Source organism: Amorphoplanes friuliensis DSM 7358, from assembly GCF_000494755.1.
Taxonomy (GTDB): domain Bacteria; phylum Actinomycetota; class Actinomycetes; order Mycobacteriales; family Micromonosporaceae; genus Actinoplanes; species Actinoplanes friuliensis.
The window spans coordinates 5,422,283-5,438,485 of record NC_022657.1; the positions used below are offsets into that span (position 1 = coordinate 5,422,283).

Consider the following 16,203-nt stretch of genomic DNA (forward strand, 5'->3'; position numbering starts at 1 on the left):
CACCGCCTTCCCTATCCGTGAGGACTTACGATGCGCCTGCTCCGCGACTTATGGGCGACCTCGCCCCGTCGCACCGCCTTCGTTGCCGTCCTCATCGTGCTCGGTGCCGCCGGTCAGGCCGGGGCCCTGGGCCTCGCCGGTGCCGTCCTGGTCAACCGTTCGATGCCCCTCTTCGTGCTGCTCGCCGTGGCCCTCGTGGTCTCGGTGCTCAGCGATGTCGTCGTCGGCCTGGTCGTGGCCGGCCTGACCGCCGACTGGGCCGCCTCGGTGCGCCGCAGCCTGTGCCGGGTCGCCTTCGGCCAGGACCTCCCGACCCTGGAGAACACCCCGGTCGGCGAGCTCCTCGACCGCATCGACGGTGACGTCTACCAGGTCGGCTCCGAGCTGCGCGGCAGCGGCGTCCGGCTCGCGCAGTCCCTGGCCGTCGCGATGCTGTCGATCGTCACCGCGTTCTTCGCCTGGTGGCCCGCCGGCATCGGCATGCTGGTCGTCTCGATCCTGCTGGTCCTGGTGCTCAACAAGCCGATCCAGCGCATCTCCCCGCTGCGCATCCGCGAGGAGGAGGCCTGGTCCGACCTGGCCGCCGTGATGGAGGAGTCCATCCACGGCCAGGACGACGTCCGCACCAGCCTCGCGGCACCCTACGTCCGCCGGCTCTACGCCCGGCGCGCCCGCGAGGTGCTGACCCGCGGCCGCAAGGTGTGGATCACGTCGTCGAAGATCACCATGGGCGCCGGCGCGATCACGCGGGTGCTCATCGCCGCGCTCGTGGTCTTCGGCGCCTGGGCCCTGATCGGCGGGCACGTCGACGGCGCCCGGCTCACCGCCGTCTGGCTGCTGGCCCTCGGCTTCGGCGGCACGCTCGAGCACGTCACCCGCATGGTCCCCGAGCTGCAGAACGCCCTGGGCGCCTGGAGCCGCGTCCAGTCGCTGCGGGACGTCCCGCAGGAGCCGACCGAGGGTCTCCCGCCCGTCGACGGCGACCTGGCGGTCCGCGGCCTGACCTTCCGGTACGGCGAGTCCGACTCCGGGCGCGCACCGGCACTGCGCGACGTCAACCTGTCGTTCGCGCGCGGCCGGTCGTACGCGCTGATCGGGCGCACCGGCTCGGGCAAGTCGACCCTGGCCAAGGTGCTCACCCGGGCGGTCGAGGTGCCGCGCGGCACGGTCTTCCTGGGCGGCACCGACATCGTCGACCTCGACGTGGAGGGCCTGCGGCGCTGGACGGCGATCGTCCCGCAGCGTACCGAGATCCTGGCCGGCACTCTCGCCGAGAACATCGCGCTGTTCGACCCCGAGCTGCTGCCGCAGGCGGCGACCGCGGTCGAGGAGCTCGGACTGACGTCCTGGGTGGGGAGCCTGCCCGAGGGCATCCACACGAAGCTCGGCGAGGGCGGCTACATGCTCTCGGCCGGGCAGGAGCAGCTGGTCGCGTTCGCCCGGATCCTGGTCCGGGACCCGCACGTGGTGATCCTCGACGAGGCCACCGCCCGCCTGGACCCGGTCACCGAGGTCTGGGTGCAGCGCGCCACCGACCGGCTCCTCGAGGGCCGCATCGGTGTCATCGTCGCCCACCGGCTCTCCTCGGTCCGGCGCTGCGACGAGGTTGTCGTGCTCGCCGACGGCGAGGTCCTCGAGTCCGGCCCGCTGCAGGAGTCGCAACGCTTCGCGGAGCTGCTCGCCAGCTCCAGCGTCCCCGCCCCGGCCCGCCCGGCGGGTGGCGTCGCCCTGCTCGAACGCGAGCCGGAGGAACCCGTCGTCACCGAGCTCGGCAACTCACTCCCGATGGCCGACCCGCCCCCGCTGCCCGAGGCACCCCCCGCCCGGACCATGCGCGAGATCGCCCGGCTCGCCACCAACGATCCCCGGTACGGCCTGTCCGCGATCGCCTTCTTCATCGTCCTGGTGCTGCTCGGCCTCGACGGCGCGATCCTGCCGCTGCTGTGGTCGCAGGTCGTCGACAACATCGGCGACCCGATGCTGCCGGCGCTCGGCATCGCGGCCGCCCTGATCGTCGCGATCCCGGCGCTGTACTACACCGGCGCCTGGTTCCCCGAGTGGTGGGTCCGGCAGATGCTGCGCATCAGCATGCGCCTGGTCAACGGCCAGACCGGTCCCCGCCGGATCAGCAAGTACACCCCGGCGGAGGTCGTGGCGCAGGGCGGCGACACCGAACGTGTCGTCATGCTCGCCGACAACCTCATCGACACGACGATCAGCCTGTTCATGATCGTGACGATGACCCTGGCGTCCGGCTCCTTCGTCCCGGCCGCCTTCTTCCTCGGCACGATGCTCATCTCCGGTCTCGCCGCCACCCTCTTCGGACCCCGCCTCGAACGCGCAGCCCGGCGTACGGTGGCGGCCCGCGCCTCGTTCGCGACCGCCCTGGTCTCGTCCCTGTCGGCGGCCCGCACGGTGAAGCTCGCCGGCGCGACCAGGCCCGTCCTGGACCACCTGGCCGGACTCGACACGACCCGCAGCGACCAGCAACGCCGCGAGATCTCCATCCAGGTGTGGGCCCGCTCCACCCCGTCGATCGTCAGCGGCCTGCTGCCGATCGCGGCCTGGGCCCTCTACCTGGCCGGCAACCTGTCCGCCGCCGCAACACTGATCGCCGTGGCGACGCTGGGCGCGGCCCGCTGGTTCGCGTGGACCACAGCGTCGCTGGTGTCCCACTTCCCGTCGGCCCGCGTCTGGACAAAACGCACGGTGGCCATGGCCGGCGTCGGCGCGTACTCGTCGGCAGTGCCGGGCGTGGACCTCGCAGCCGGCACCGCGGAAGCGCCCCCGGTCGCACCCCGCAACCCCCTCCGCACGCTGGAACTGTCCGGCTTCAGCGCGGTCCACGAGAACGGCACGGTCGGCGCCCAGGACATCGACCTGACCGTCGAACGCGGCGAACTCGTCCTGGTCGTCGGCCCGGTCGGCTCCGGCAAGTCGTCACTGCTGCGCGCCCTCGCCGGCATCGTCCACCACACCGGCACCCTCACCTGGAACGGCCGGCCGGTCGACCAGCCCGAGGTCTTCCTCCGCCCCAACCAGGTCGGCTACGTGGCCCAGCTCCCCCGGGTCCTGTCCGGCACCGTCGCCGACAACATCCAGCTCGGCCACGAGGTCGACGCCGCCGACGCGGTCACCACAGCCCAGCTGGAACACGACCTCGCCGCCACCGGCGGCGGCCTCCAACTCCTCATCGGCCACAAAGGCACCCGCCTCTCCGGCGGCCAGCTCCAACGCCTCGCCCTGGCCCGCGCCCTCGCCCCCCGCACCGAACTCCTCATCGCCGACGACATCTCCTCAGCCCTCGACGTCACCACCGAACTCGAACTCTGGCGAGCCCTCCGCGACCACGGCGTGACGGTGGTCGGCTCAACCTCGAAGAGAGCGGCCCTCTCCCGCGCCGACCGCGTGGTCATCCTGATCGGCGGCCGGGCGGTCGCCCAGGGCACGTGGCTCGAACTCGAGGACCGCTACGGCCACCTGGCCGGCTGAGCAGTGAGGCCGGGCCGGGCGGACGGGTAGATTCCCGACCGCCCGGCCCCTACTCCACCGATCTGCACTCTCACGGTCCCGCTGCAGCCGACCGACCCGACCTCGGACGCACTGCCACGCTCCCGGCGCAACCTCCCGCGCTCCCGGCGCAACCTCCCGCGCTCCCGCGCTCCCGGCGCAACCTCCCGCGCTCCCGCGCTCCCGGCGCAGCGTCCCCACGCTCCCGGCGCAAACCAGCCCAACCTGCCCAGCGCTCAACGCTCCCGGCGCAGCCGACCGACTCGACCTCCCAAGCGCCTCGGTTTGGCTGGTGGTTTGCTGTCGAGCCCGATGCCGAACGCCCGATCGGCCACCGGGACCCCGTCGCTCGAAGGACTGCCCTTGCCCATCGAGCCCGGCGGTCGACAGTCGAATTCGTTCCGCATGAGAAGCGGCGCCCCACCGTGGTGCCGGCGGCCGAACGACCGCACCGATGCATCCTCGCCGAACCCACGGCCAGGCCGAACGCCCCGCCGCCACCAGCCGTGGCCGCCGGCGGCAAGGTCAACACAACATCAGCGATGTTGGTCCTAACCCGGCCTCGCGAAGGCCCAACTACAACGAAGTCGGGCCTACGTCAGGACGAGCACGGCCGCCTACCCAGGCGCGACGAGCCGCGCCTTCCCGCAGAGGCACCAGGCCGGACGCCCTGCCGCCACCAGCCGTGGCCGCCGGCGGCAAGGTCAACACAACATCAGCGAAGTTGGTCGAAACCCGGCCACGCGAAGGCCCAACTACAACGAAGTCGGGCCTACGTCAGGACGAGCACGGCCGCCTATCCAAGCGCGGCGGGCCGAGCCTTCGCACGGAGGCATCAGGCCGAGATCAGCATGGGGAGCCTGCGAACCTGGACCGCGGAGCAGTGCGGCGCGTCCCTCGCGAGGACAGAAAGAACCTTCACCCCAACGACAAGCTCGTCCCTCGCGAACCAACGCCCAGGCCGGACGCCCTGCCGCCGCGAGCCGTGGCCGCCAGCGGCAAAGGTCAACACAACATCAGCAATGTTGGTCCTAACCCGGCCTCGCGAAGGCCCAACTACAACGAAGTCGGGCCTAAGTCAGGACGAGCACGGCCGCCTACCCAAGCGCAGCGGGCCGAGCCTTCGCACGGAGGCATCAGGCCGAGATCAGCATGGGGAGCCTGCGAACCTGAGCCGCAGAGCAGTGCGGCGCGTCCCTCGCGTGGACAGACAGAACCTTCACCCAAACAGCAAGCTCGTCCCCCGCCGAACCCAACGCCCAGGCCAGCCGCCGCCACCGCGAGCGGTGGCCGCCAGCGGACGTCCGCCGCGGTGAAGCCGATCGTGCGGGCGCCCCAAGGTCAACACAACATCAGCGATGTTGGGTGAAACCTGGACTCGTGAAGGCCCAACTACAACGAAGTCGGGCTTACGTCAGGACGAGCACGGGCCGCCTATCCAGCCGCGGCGAGCCGCGCCTTCCCGCACAGGCGCCAGACCGAGATCAGCATGCGGCGGCTGCGAACCTGAGCCGCACAGAGCGGTGCGGCTCGTCCCTCGCGGGGACAGACGAAACCTTCGCCCAAAGGCAAGCTCGTCCCTCGCCGAAACCAACCGACCCGGCCAACACCTCAACCGCAAGCTCGCCCCTCGCAGGACCCTGCCCACCAGGATCGCCCGTCACAGAATCCAAGCAGCCCCGCCGCACCTCAACCGCAAGCTCGTCCCTCGCAGAACCTGCCCACCAGGATCGCCCGTCACAGAATCCAAGCAGCCCCGCCGCACCTCAACCGCAAGCTCGTCCCTCGCAGGACCCGAGCAGCCGCGCGGCCCCCAACCGCAAGCTCGTCCCTCGCGGGAACTTGCTCACCGGGGTCGCCCCTCGCAGGATCCAAGCAGCCGCGCCGCACCCCAAGCCCGTTCCTTGCACGAGGGCTCAACGGAAACTGCGGCCTGGCGACAATCGCAGCGCAGGGCGTGTTCGGGTCAGCTCGGTCAGGGGCGGTCAGAGAAAGGTGGGCACCCGGGCCGGCGGGAGGGGTCAGCGGGACGCTTGGGCTTCGAGTTGGTTGATGACCGTGGTGACGGTGTCGGCCGGGATGGCGAAGCCGACCCCCACGTTCCCCGTGCTGTCGTCGCCGGCGGTGGCGATTGCGACGTTGATGCCGATGACGTTGCCGGAGGTGTCGACCAGGGCGCCGCCCGAGTTGCCTTCGTTGATGGCGGCGTCGGTCTGGAGGAGGCCTGTCAGCTTTTCGGGGCCGGTGCTGACTTCGCGGTCGAGGGCCGAGACGATGCCGGACGTGACCGTGCCCTCGAGGCCGAGGGGAGCGCCTAAGGCCAGGACGGTGTCGCCCACTGCGACGCTGTCGTTCGTACCGAAGGTGGCGGGGATGAGGCCGGACAGGCCGGTGGCCTGGACCAGGGCGAGGTCGTGGGTGGTGTCGGTGGCGACGACGCGGGCCGGGACCGTGCGGCCGTCGGAGAGGCGGACGCTGGCGGTGCCGCCGGAGGCGACGACGTGGTTGTTGGTGAGGATCAGGCCGTCGGCGGAGAGGATGACACCTGAGCCGAGGGACGACTCGGCGGCGCTGTCGAGGACGACGGTGACGATGCTGGGTGAGACCTTGGCGGCCACGGCGGCGAGGCTGTTGTTCTGGGCCACCACCGGGGTGCCGGTTGCCTGCACAACGGTGGACGCGGCCGGGGTGGTGCCGGCGTAGTGGTCCGCGATCAGACCGCCCGCGGTGCCGCCGCCGGCGATCAGGGCCAGGATGACGGCGCCGCCGGCGAAGCGGCGGGGCCAGCGGCGGCGGCTGACGGCGTTCGGGGGCAGCGGCGGGAACGGCGGCGGGGCGTCCTGGCTGTACGGGGGCCGGGCGAGCAGATCGGTCATGGAACCACTGTTGCCCGGCACGTTGTCAGCTACCGGTGAGCCCTCTGTGTGTTCGCTGTACGACGTACTCGCGGAAGCGGTCGACCGCACGCCCCGAGACGGCGTTGCCGTGGCCGAAGACGGCGTGTTCGAAGTCGAGGTCGGCGAGGCGGGCGACGCTGCGGGCCTGCTGGGCGAGGTCGTCCGAGACCATCTTCGGGGTGCTGCCGACCTGCCCGCCGCGTTTGCCGGCCGCGGCGTCGCCGGTGAAGAGCACACCCCCGTCACGATCGAGCAGGTACGACACGTGCCCCGCGGTGTGGCCGGGTGTGTGCAGTGCGGTGAAGCCGGGCAGCGGCGACGACCCGTCGGTGGTGATGACGTCGTCGACCGGGGACAGTTCGGGTTTGCCCATGAGAAGGCTGACGACCTTGAGCACGGGGTGTTTGATGACCGCCCGCTTGTCACCGGTGACGTACGGCACGTCGGCCTGGTGGGCGATGACCCGGGCGCCGGAGCGGCGGCGCAGGTCGGCGACGTTGCCGGTGTGGTCGGGGTGGTGGTGGGTGAGCAGGACGGTACGCACGTCGCCGATCTTGCGGCTGAGGTCGTGCAGAGCCTGGTCGATCTTCGCCGATTTGCCGGGGAGTCCGGTGTCGACCAGCACCACCCCGTCGTCGGTCACCACCAGGTGCATGTTGACGTATCCGATGCCCAGTTCGAAGACTCCGTCGACCACTTCGCGCATGCCGCGATCCTCCCATCCCGGGACGCTTCTATATCGGAGGTTGGGGGCCGGAATCCGGCTGTGGCCCGATCCGCGGGAGGGGTGTCCGGCACGAGACTTCTCGCATGCTGATCCCCGCTCCTCCGCTCACTCCGTACCATCGGCTGGCCCGGACGGCCGCGCACCGCTGGTGGCGTCCGCTGGTCGGCACCGTGCTGGTTGTTGTCGGCGGCGGCGCGCTCATGCTGCTCCTCATCGGAGTGCTCGAGATCGCCGGTCTCGTCGCGGGGCGGCCCCGGAACGCGGACGGACTGTCCTCCTTCGGGCCGCTGACCGATCTGGCTGGCGCGTTCCTGATGATCGCGGTGTTCCTGCCGGTCACGCTGCTCGCCGCGCGGTGGGTGCAGCGGCGTCCGGCCGGTTCGCTGTCGTCAGTGACCGGCCGGTTGCGACTGCGGTGGCTGCTCACCTGTCTGCCGGTGGCGGCCGTTGCTGTGGTGGCGTTGCTCGGCGGTGGGATCACGCTCGCCGCGGCGACCGGTGAGGACGTCGGGCTCGACACGGCGCTCGCCGGCTGGGGGCCGTTCGTGGTGGCGACCGCCGTGCTGCTCCTGGTCGTGCCGGTGCAGGCCGCGGCCGAGGAGTACCTGACCCGCGGCTGGCTGCTCCAGGCCGTCGGAACGGTGTGCCGCAGTCCGTGGATCCCGATCGCCGTCCAGGCCCTCGTCTTCGCGGCGCTGCACGGCTGGGGTACGCCGTGGGGCTTCGCCGACCTGGTCGTCTTCGGTGTGGTCATCGGCTGGCTGACCGTCCGCACCGGCGGCCTGGAGGCGGCCATCGCCCTGCACGTGCTCAACAACCTGCTCAGTGGCCTGCTCGGTGCGGCTTTCGGCGACCTCACCGTCGACGAGACCGCTGCGGACATGCCGTGGCAGTTCGTGGCGGTCGACGTGCCGGTGCTGCTGGCGTACGCGGCATTGGTGCTCCGGCTGGCCCGCCGGCGAGGCCTGGACACCCGGACGCCCGCGGAAAGGACCACCAATCTGATCGAAAGCGGCCAGCACGCCGAACCGCGAATGCTGGCCGGGTACCGGTAAAGATCCGGAACTCTCGGTGTTTCACCCGCCCGGGGAATTGCCGTCCGCCGTCCGTGGGCGCGCCGCCACTCCACCCGCGCACTCCCGCTAGGGTCTGCCCGGCGCAAATCGGACGAGTGGGGTGGAAAATGGCGAAACGCTGGTTGATCGCGACGGCACTGCTGCTGGTTCTGAGCGGCTGCGGTGAGGACGAGAAGGCCGAACCGGCAACCGTGCCGGTGCCTGCCACCACCACGACCGAGCCGGTGGCCGCCGGCCGCACAGCGACCGCACAGGCAGCACCGGCGACCTCAACGGCACCGGCGGCCCCCCGGACCACCGCGGCCCGGAAAGCCTCGGAGAAGAGCGGCGGGGTCTCCGGCTTCGTGGCCGTCGTGCAGGACGAGCTGCCCGAGGTCGCCGTCGACCACCGGGACGAGGAGCTCGCCGGCCTCGCCCAGCAGGCCTGCAGCGCCCTCGTCGCGGGCAAGGACGCCGGTGCGGTCGTGGCCGGGACCGAGCGGTTCGGCACCGGCGAGGCCGACGCCCACCGGCTGATCAAGCTGGCGATCACCACCGTCTGCCCCGATCAGGACAGGCGTCTCGGCGAGTTCTGACCGGCCCGGCTCCCAGGTTGCAGACAGGCATCGGCCGAAAGTCGCAGCCGGTCCACAGCAGGTCGAGCCCCTGGTCAGATGCCGTTCACAGGCGATCTCCGGATGCTGGTGAGTACCCCCGCCACCATCCCTGGAGGTCAAGATGTCAGCTCGTGGAGTGCTCGGTGTCGTCGGTACCGCCGTCGGTGGCCTGATCGGCTGGACCGACGGTCAGGCACCGGCGGCGGACCCCGCCTCGGTGCGTCAGCTCTTCGCCGACCTGGGTCTGGTCGTCGGCGGGACCGAGGACGAGCTGGACTCGGCGGTCCGTCGCTTCCAGACCCGCGTCGGGCTCCGGCAGGACGGTGTGGCCGGCCCGCGGACCGTCCATCTGCTCGCCCGGTACGCCAAGGAGGCGCGCGAATTGCGCCGCTTCGAGTATCTGTCGGCCGCCTGACCGCCGTCGTCACCGAAATAACCGCAGAGAAGTTTCGAAACTTCTTGGAAACGGCGGCGCGGGTGATCAGACTGTGGCTTCCGGCGAGCCGAGGAGGTGGCCACGGTGGCACGCTGCACGCTGGCGACAATTGCCCGAGAGGCCAACGTCTCGGTGCCCACTGTGTCCAAGGTCCTCAACGGACACAGTGATGTTGCTGCTCACACGCGTGCGGCCATCGAACGGCTGCTGACCGAGCACGGTTATCAGCGGCCGCGGTCGCCCCGGCGGAGCAACCGGCGCGGTGAGTTCATCGACCTGGTCATCAACGATCTGGACAGCAACTGGGGTCTGGCCATCCTGACCGGCGTCGAGCAGGTGGCCGAGGAGGCCGGGCTCACTCTCGCGGTGTCGGCGGTCCACAACCGGGCCAGCCTGACGCGGCGCTGGATGCAGTCCTTGCTGTCCAGGGCCTCGCAGGGCGCGATCCTGGTCCTGTCCGATCTGGACGAGGACCAGCGTGCCGAGCTCGCCCGGCGCACCCTTCCCTTCGTTGTTGTCGATGGTGTGTCCGCCCCGCCGCCCGAGGTGCCGTCGGTCGGCACGACCAATTTTGCCGGCGGGTACGCCGCCACCGAACATCTGATCAGTCTCGGCCACACCCGCATCGCGGCGATCGGCGGCCCGGAGTCGCTGCTGTGCACCCGCGCGCGTGTCGCCGGGTACAGGTCGGCGCTGGAGGCCGCGGGTCTGGGCGCCCACCGCGACCTGGTCCGGTACGCACCGTTCCACCACGACGGTGGTCTCGAGGCGGCCCGGCGGATGTTCGCCCTGCCGGATCCGCCGACGGCGATCTTCGCGGGCAGCGACCAGCAGGCGACCGGCGTCTACTCGGCCGCCCGCGAGCGCGGCCTGCGCATCCCCGAGCAGTGCAGCGTCGTCGGCTTCGACGACCTCAGTTTCACGCCCTGGATGGCGCCGGCCCTGACGACGGTGCGCCAGCCGCTGCGCGAGATGGGCGTGTCCGCCGCCCGCATGCTGCTGCGGGTCATCAACGGTGAGCGGCTCGACAGCCACCGCATCGAGCTCGCCACCACCCTGGTCGTCCGCGAGAGCAGCGGGCCCCGCGCCGCCTGAGTCAAGCGGTCGTGGCCAGTGAGCGCAGCGCGTCGAGACCCGGCAGCAGGAAGTACTCACCACCCCGGCAGGTCACCAGCGGCCGCGGCACGCTGACGTAGGCCGGCGGTGAGCCCTCCAGCAGGATCCGCGCCCGCGGGCCGCCGGCCGTGGTGAAGATGTCCTCCTCGGCGCCGCGGCCGAAGACGTTGCCGTCGGCCAGCCATTCGGTCTGCACGAACTCGAACTGCCGGCCCAGGTCACCGACCAGCGCCAGGAAGAGCAGACCGCGGTCGGCGCCGTCGTCGTCCGCACCCGGCGGCAGGTACGGCCCGTACGGAATCCCCCGCCGGAGCATCAGGTGCCGCCGGGTGAGCTTGGTGCCACCGGGCAGCGAGTCGCGCGGGTTGGCGCGACGCACGTGCGCCCCGGCGGGGCACGGCGAGAGCATCGCACCGTCGCGGCGACGGCCGACCAGCCCGGCCGCGACGTCCTCGGCGCCGTCGGCGAACGGTCCGGCGGCGGCCTCGGTCAGCTGCCGGAACGCGGGCACGTCCTGTTCGAGCTTGCGGTAGACGAGGAAGCTGCCGTTGCGGGTCAGCCCGGAAGGCAGTCCGCGCCCGGCCGTGTCACCGTCCACATCGGGCAGACCGAGCACGAACTCGCCGGCCGGGAGCACCTCACCGTGCCCGTCCTTCCCGTACCCGGCGACGCGCGGCTGTGACAGCCCGTCGGCGAACCCGAAGTGCTCGACGAAGTCCGGCAGGCGGGCACCCCGCTGCTCGCCTGCCGGCACCAGGCCGTCGAGGTCCTGGCGGAGACGGTCCAGCCACGGGTCGAGCGTGGTGCTGTCGGTCGCCGAGAGCAGCAGCACCACGTCCACGGCGCCGGGGCCGTCGAAGGGCGCCTGCCACGGTCCGGTGCCGCGGCCCGGGGAGAGGACGTCCTCACGGGCGTACATGCCCTCGCGGAACTCCTCGGGAAAGGCGTTCAACGAGGAGTCCGCGACACCGAGGCGGGCCAGTCCGGAGTGGCTGAGGCCCAGGTGCAGGGCCCGGTCCGGCCGGTCGGGGATCTCGGCGGCCGTGGTCACCTCGGGCACGACCGTGCTCAGCCAGCGCCGGGCGTCCTCGCCCGAGGTGACCCGCAGGAACAGGTGCGCCGACACACCGTGGTGCCCGAACCCGCGCAGCACCAGGCCCTGGACGTCCTTGGCCTCGATCTCCGGCCCCGGTGCAGCAACCGGTGAGACGACCGGCTCGGTCGCCGTGCGGAAGCGGCGCAGCAGTGCGTCGTCGGAGACGTCCGAGGCCGTCGCGGCAAAGGCGGCCAGCTGTTTGCGGAGCAGCAACGCATCCCGGATCTCGGTGACCGACCCGTCGGGCGCCCCGGCGAACGTGTAATTGGCGCGGACGCTGCGTTCGGTGAAGAAGGCGACGAACGACGCCTCCTCGTAGTGCCGCGGGTAGTCCGTGCAGTCGCCCCAGATCGTGTCCGCGTCCGGGCCCAGGTGCCGCAGCCGCCGGAAGAAGTCGGCCGGTTCACCGTCGACGGTCGCGGTCATCATCAGGTAGGGATGCGGCAGGTCGTCCGGCCGCGGCCCGCGCCCGAAGTGCGCGAGCAGGTCGAGCAGCCGTGCCGGCCGGCGCCACACCGTCGGCCGCTCCTGCGGGACGGCATGCTCCATCACCACCAGCCGGGCGAAGTGCGTCCCGGCCACCCGCGCGAACGGACTGTCCTTCTCGTACGCCCGCAGCCGCTCCCGCACCGCCTCCGCACGACCGTCGGCGATGCGGGCGAACACCGTCACCGACCGGGTACCGACGCTCACGATCCGTTCTCCCAGCTGTAGAGGTCCTGCTGAACCTCGGCGAGGAAGCGCCGCCACGCCTCCGGGAACTCCTCCGGCGCGGTCTCCCCCAGATGCCTCTCGTACGCGTCCCGCACCCGCAGTGCCGCCGCGATCTCGGTCACCCCCGACTCCGGGTACGCGGAGAAGTAGTGCTGGACCGGCAGATTGTTGCCCGCGATGTAGTGGCGGAACGGCCCGGGCGGCAGCGCGCCGGGGAACCCGAACGACCAGCCCCAGATCAGCGCCATCCGCAGCGGGATCTCGATCGAGAAAGCGTCGATGTACTTGCCCCACGCACCGTTGAAGTCGCTGCGGAACAACAGGTACGCGTACCGGGAACGGCTCTTCTGACCCGGGAAGCGGGAGATGACCGACCAGTGGGCGAAGTGGATGAAGGACATCTTCTTCAGATCGGCCGGTGCGCCCATCAGATGCCGCAGGAAGAGGAAGCCGCGCAGCAGCGGCGTCCACCGGCGTGGCATCGGCGTGAGCACGGTCAGCGGTGTGCTGCGCCCCTCCACCCGCGACAGATAGGTGTCGCGGTCCGGGGGTGTCCGGGTTGTCTCGGTCATGCTGGCGGTCCCTCCGTCGCGCTGCTCGCGCGGGAATACACTCGGCCGATGATGCTCGGACGGACCGCCGAACGTGCATTGATCGACGGTCTTCTGACAGGTGCGCGCGACGGTCGCAGTGACGCTCTGGTGATCACCGGTGAGCCCGGGATCGGCAAGACCACCTTGATCGGCTACGCGATCGAGAATGCCACCGGGCTGCGGGTGCTCACCGCCCGCGGGTGGGAGGACGAGTCGGAGATCCCGTTCGCGGGCCTGGCCGACCTGTTGCGCCCGGTGCTCGACGGCCTGCCGGGCCTGCCCGCACCGCAGGCCGCCGCCCTGCGCAGTGCCCTCGCGCTGGGCCCGCCGGTGGCCGGTGACCGTTTCACGGTGTGCGCCGCGACCGTCGGCATCCTGGCCGCGGCCGCCGAGACCTCGCCCCTGCTGATCGTCGTGGACGATCTGCAATGGCTGGACGCCTCCTCCCGGGAGGCGGTGCTCTTCGCCGGCCGGCGGTTGCACGCCGACGGCATCGCGCTGCTGGTCGCGACGCGCAACCCGGCCGACGCCGCCGACCTGCGCGCGCAGCACGTGCCGCTCTCCGGCCTCTCCATCGAGGACGTGGACGAGCTGTGCCGGGCCACGCTGCCCGCCGGCCCGCCCGGTGCCGCCGCCCGGCTGCACGCCGCGACGGCCGGCAACCCGCTCGGTGTCATCGAGCTGAGCCGTGAACACCCCGGCACGGCCGACGACGACGGCGTCACCGCGCCGTACGTGCCGCCGGGCTCCCGCATCGAACGGGCCCTGCAGGCGCGGCTGGCGGAGTTGCCCGATGCCACCCGCCGGGCGCTCGTGCTGGCGGCGGCCGCGGTCGGCGGTGACACCGGGATCCTGCTGCTCGCGGCGCAGGCCACGGGTCTCGGGCTGCGCGACTTCGCCCCGGCGGAGACCCAGGACCTGATCACCATCGACGACCGCCGCACCGAGTTCCGGCACCCGCTGCTGCGCTCGGTCGTCTATCACGCCGCCACGATGGACGAGCGCTGCGCGGCGCACCTGGCCCTCGCGACCGCCCTCGCGAACGTCCCCGGTGACGCGGCCGCCGACGCCCGCGCCTGGCACCTCGCCACCGCCACGCTCTCCCCCGACGAGACCGTCGCGACCACGCTGCAGGAGACCGCGCTGCGGGCGAGCAGCCGCGCCGGTTACGTCGCGGCGGCGCGCGCGTTCGGGCAGGCCGCCCGGCTCAGCCTCGGCCCGGACCGCGCCCGGCGGCTGCTGCGCGCGGCCCGCTGCTGGCAGCTCGCCGGGCGCAACGACCAGGTGCTTCCGCTGCTCGACGAGGCGCTGCCACTCACCACCGACCCGAGCCGGCGGGCCCTGGTCCAGCACATGAGCGCGTACGTGCGGATGTGGCGCGAGCGGCCCGACGCCGTCCTGGAGTATCTCGTCGCCGCCGCCGAAGCCGTGGAGGAAGCCGATCCGGGCCGGGCCGCGCTGATGTATTCCGACGCGTGCATCCCGTACTTCATGGTCGGTGACATCGAGCAGCTCCAGGCCGTGGTCCGCCGCGGCCACGAGCTGGCCTCCCGCACGGGCGGAGCGCCGCAGCTCGTCGCCGCGGTCGCCCTCGCGGGCGGCCTCACCCTGGCGGGCGAGCGGCAGGCGGCGGCCGAGCTCCTGCTCGCCGGTCACGCCGAGCTGCGCCTCGCCGATCCCCTGGTACGCGCGCAGGACCTCTGCCACGCCGCCCTGACCTGGATCTGGCTGGAGGACTACGACCGCGCCGGAGAGTTGCTGGACCGGGTCGTGACCGCCGCCCGCGCCGCCGGGGCCCTCGGGGTGCTGCCCCAGGCCCTCGGCATCGAGTCCGAGTTGCACTTCCGCACCGGCCGCTGGCACGACGCGAGGGTGAGCGCCGCGGAGAGCCTGCGCCTGGCCAGCGAGACCCGCCAGGCCGACCTGTACGGCCTGTTCTTCGCCGGGCGCCTCGACGCCGTCCAGGGTCGCCCCGACGACTGCCGCCGCCGGGTCGAGCGCACCATGAGCGTCGCCGGTCGCCTCGGTGTGGACTGCATGGCGCTCTACACCGGTCACGAGCTCGGCCTGCTGGCGCTGAGCGAGGGTGACACCAGCACGGCGATCGCGCGACTCGAGGAGGTGCGGGCGCTGCCCGTCGTCGCGCACATCCACGACCCCGCTGTGGTGCCGTGGGTCTTCGACCTCGTGGAGGCGTACATCAGGGACGGCCGGACGGACGCCGCGCGCGAGTTGCTCGACGAGCTCGAGGACCGCACGGGCGGTCTCTGGGCCGCCGCGGCCGCGGCCCGCTGCCGCGCGCTGCTGGCGGGACCGGAAGAGCTGGACGACGCCTTCCGGATCGCCCTGGAGTCGCCCGGCTGCGCCCTGATGCCCTTCGAACGTGCCCGCACCCAGCTCTGTCTCGGCGAGCGGCTGCGGCGGCACCGGCAGCGGGCCCAGGCCCGTAAACATCTGCACGACGCCCTGGAGACGTTCACCCGCCTCGGCGCGGAGCCGTGGGCCGACCGCGCCCGCAGCGAGTTGCGGGCCACCGGCTCGACGATCGGCCGGTCGGCGGACGCCCTGCCCCGCCTCACCCCGCAGGAGCTTCAGGTGGCGCTCGTGGTGGGCCGGGGCGCCACCAACCACGAGGCGGCGGCCACACTGTTCCTCAGCCGCAAGACCATCGAATATCACCTCAGCAACATCTACCGGAAGACCAACATCCGGTCCCGTACCGACCTCGCCGGCATCGTCGCCTAGCTCTCCGGTCAGTGCCACGCGTGCACACCGAGGCCGTTGCGCTCCAATGAGCTCCGCAGCTTGCGCAGCAACCGCATCCGGGTCGGCCCGATGCTCCCGATCGGCATACCCTTCCGGCGGGCAAAATCGGCGTACGCGGGCGCGTCGGTGCCGCTGAGCGTCACGACAAGGTCGCGCGCCGGGTCCGGCAACGAGTTCACGTGCTGCCACAGCAAGTCGTGCATGCGCCCGTCGACGGCCGCCCGCTCCGGCTGCGGATCGTCCCGCTCGTCGGGCCGCAGCTCCACGACGGGCACCTCCCGCCGTCCCGCCCGCATCAGCTTGAGACATTCCCGCCGGGCGATGGTGGCCAGCCAGGACGCGGTCCGGTCCGGGTCACGGAGCTCCCCCAGATGCTCGAACGCCCGCAGCCACGTGTTCTGCACGGCGTCCTCGGCGTCGGCCGCCGGCAACCGGAACGAGCGCACGGTCCACCAGACGAGCCGGTCGAACTCACGAACGAGCCGGTCGGCGGCGCCGGGCCCGCCCGCCTGCGCGTCCCGGACGAGCTCCCGGGTGCTGCCGTACTGATCGATCGACATGATCACGCCTCCCCGTGCGGGTCCTGAGCGGACTCCCTGACGCTAGGGATTCCAGAACCCCCGGGGATCCGGGCAGCACCCTGGGAATGACCACCGGACCACCCTGGGGTGCGGGT

Annotated in this window: 11 protein-coding genes; 6 read left to right on the plus strand and 5 right to left on the minus strand. The window is 71.9% G+C overall.

All coding sequences use genetic code 11. The annotated features are described in order from the left end of the window. The first annotated feature begins 30 nt into the window (after positions 1–30). Positions 31–3,492: an ATP-binding cassette domain-containing protein gene (locus AFR_RS25205; protein WP_023363868.1), complete on the plus strand. Its 3,462-nt coding sequence runs from the start codon at positions 31–33 to the stop codon at positions 3,490–3,492. 2,039 nt (positions 3,493–5,531) lie between these two features. On the opposite strand, the gene AFR_RS25210 is transcribed toward AFR_RS25205, so the two are convergent. Next, entirely contained in the window at positions 5,532–6,386 is an 855-nt protein-coding gene (locus AFR_RS25210) for a S1C family serine protease (RefSeq protein WP_023363869.1), read from the minus strand. A 25-nt stretch (positions 6,387–6,411) separates the two neighbouring features. Beyond that, positions 6,412–7,113 carry an MBL fold metallo-hydrolase gene (locus AFR_RS25215; protein WP_023363870.1) on the minus strand — a complete coding sequence of 234 codons (702 nt, stop codon included), beginning with the start codon at positions 7,111–7,113 and terminating at the stop codon, positions 6,412–6,414. A gap of 104 nt (positions 7,114–7,217) precedes the next feature. Between AFR_RS25215 and AFR_RS25220 the strand changes: the two genes are divergently transcribed. From AFR_RS25220 to AFR_RS25235, 4 genes are all read left to right on the plus strand, one after another. Beyond that, the gene (locus tag AFR_RS25220; RefSeq protein ID WP_023363871.1) at positions 7,218–8,189 is read left to right on the plus strand and encodes a CPBP family intramembrane glutamic endopeptidase; all 972 of its coding nucleotides are present in this window, start codon (positions 7,218–7,220) and stop codon (positions 8,187–8,189) included. Positions 8,190–8,317: 128 nt separating this feature from the next. Beyond that, a complete protein-coding gene (locus tag AFR_RS25225; protein WP_023363872.1) occupies positions 8,318–8,785 on the plus strand; it encodes a DUF732 domain-containing protein in 468 nt (155 codons plus the stop codon). Between the two features lie 142 nt (positions 8,786–8,927). Continuing rightward, positions 8,928–9,221 (plus strand): peptidoglycan-binding protein, encoded by a 294-nt coding sequence (locus tag AFR_RS25230; RefSeq protein WP_041841110.1) that lies wholly within the window; start codon positions 8,928–8,930, stop codon positions 9,219–9,221. Positions 9,222–9,326: 105 nt separating this feature from the next. Beyond that, the gene (locus AFR_RS25235; RefSeq protein ID WP_023363874.1) at positions 9,327–10,337 is read left to right on the plus strand and encodes a LacI family DNA-binding transcriptional regulator; all 1,011 of its coding nucleotides are present in this window, start codon (positions 9,327–9,329) and stop codon (positions 10,335–10,337) included. Position 10,338: 1 nt separating this feature from the next. Here AFR_RS25235 and AFR_RS43900 read toward each other — a convergent pair whose 3' ends face one another. After that, entirely contained in the window at positions 10,339–12,147 is a 1,809-nt protein-coding gene (locus AFR_RS43900; RefSeq protein WP_023363875.1) for a Dyp-type peroxidase, read from the minus strand. Then, positions 12,144–12,740, minus strand: coding sequence for a hypothetical protein (locus AFR_RS46845; protein ID WP_023363876.1), 597 nt, complete (start codon positions 12,738–12,740; stop codon positions 12,144–12,146). Before AFR_RS46845 ends, AFR_RS43900 begins: the two co-directional genes overlap by 4 nt. Positions 12,741–12,788: 48 nt before the next feature. Here AFR_RS46845 and AFR_RS25250 point away from each other — a divergent pair, with 48 nt between their 5' ends. After that, positions 12,789–15,506 carry an AAA family ATPase gene (locus tag AFR_RS25250; RefSeq protein ID WP_023363877.1) on the plus strand — a complete coding sequence of 906 codons (2,718 nt, stop codon included), beginning with the start codon at positions 12,789–12,791 and terminating at the stop codon, positions 15,504–15,506. 8 nt (positions 15,507–15,514) lie between these two features. On the opposite strand, the gene AFR_RS25255 is transcribed toward AFR_RS25250, so the two are convergent. Beyond that, positions 15,515–16,087, minus strand: coding sequence for an RNA polymerase sigma factor (locus AFR_RS25255; protein ID WP_023363878.1), 573 nt, complete (start codon positions 16,085–16,087; stop codon positions 15,515–15,517). Positions 16,088–16,203: the final 116 nt, after the last annotated feature.

Bases quoted from the DNA above. Each gene is read 5' to 3' on its own strand.
- AFR_RS25205 (WP_023363868.1), top strand. From the start codon at position 31: ATGCGCCTGCTCCGCGACTTATGGGCGACCTCGCCCCGTCGCACCGCC.
- AFR_RS25210 (WP_023363869.1), bottom strand. From the start codon at position 6,386: ATGACCGATCTGCTCGCCCGGCCCCCGTACAGCCAGGACGCCCCGCCG.
- AFR_RS25215 (WP_023363870.1), bottom strand. From the start codon at position 7,113: ATGCGCGAAGTGGTCGACGGAGTCTTCGAACTGGGCATCGGATACGTC.
- AFR_RS25220 (WP_023363871.1), top strand. From the start codon at position 7,218: ATGCTGATCCCCGCTCCTCCGCTCACTCCGTACCATCGGCTGGCCCGG.
- AFR_RS25225 (WP_023363872.1), top strand. From the start codon at position 8,318: ATGGCGAAACGCTGGTTGATCGCGACGGCACTGCTGCTGGTTCTGAGC.
- AFR_RS25230 (WP_041841110.1), top strand. From the start codon at position 8,928: ATGTCAGCTCGTGGAGTGCTCGGTGTCGTCGGTACCGCCGTCGGTGGC.
- AFR_RS46845 (WP_023363876.1), bottom strand. From the start codon at position 12,740: ATGACCGAGACAACCCGGACACCCCCGGACCGCGACACCTATCTGTCG.
- AFR_RS25250 (WP_023363877.1), top strand. From the start codon at position 12,789: ATGATGCTCGGACGGACCGCCGAACGTGCATTGATCGACGGTCTTCTG.
- AFR_RS25255 (WP_023363878.1), bottom strand. From the start codon at position 16,087: ATGTCGATCGATCAGTACGGCAGCACCCGGGAGCTCGTCCGGGACGCG.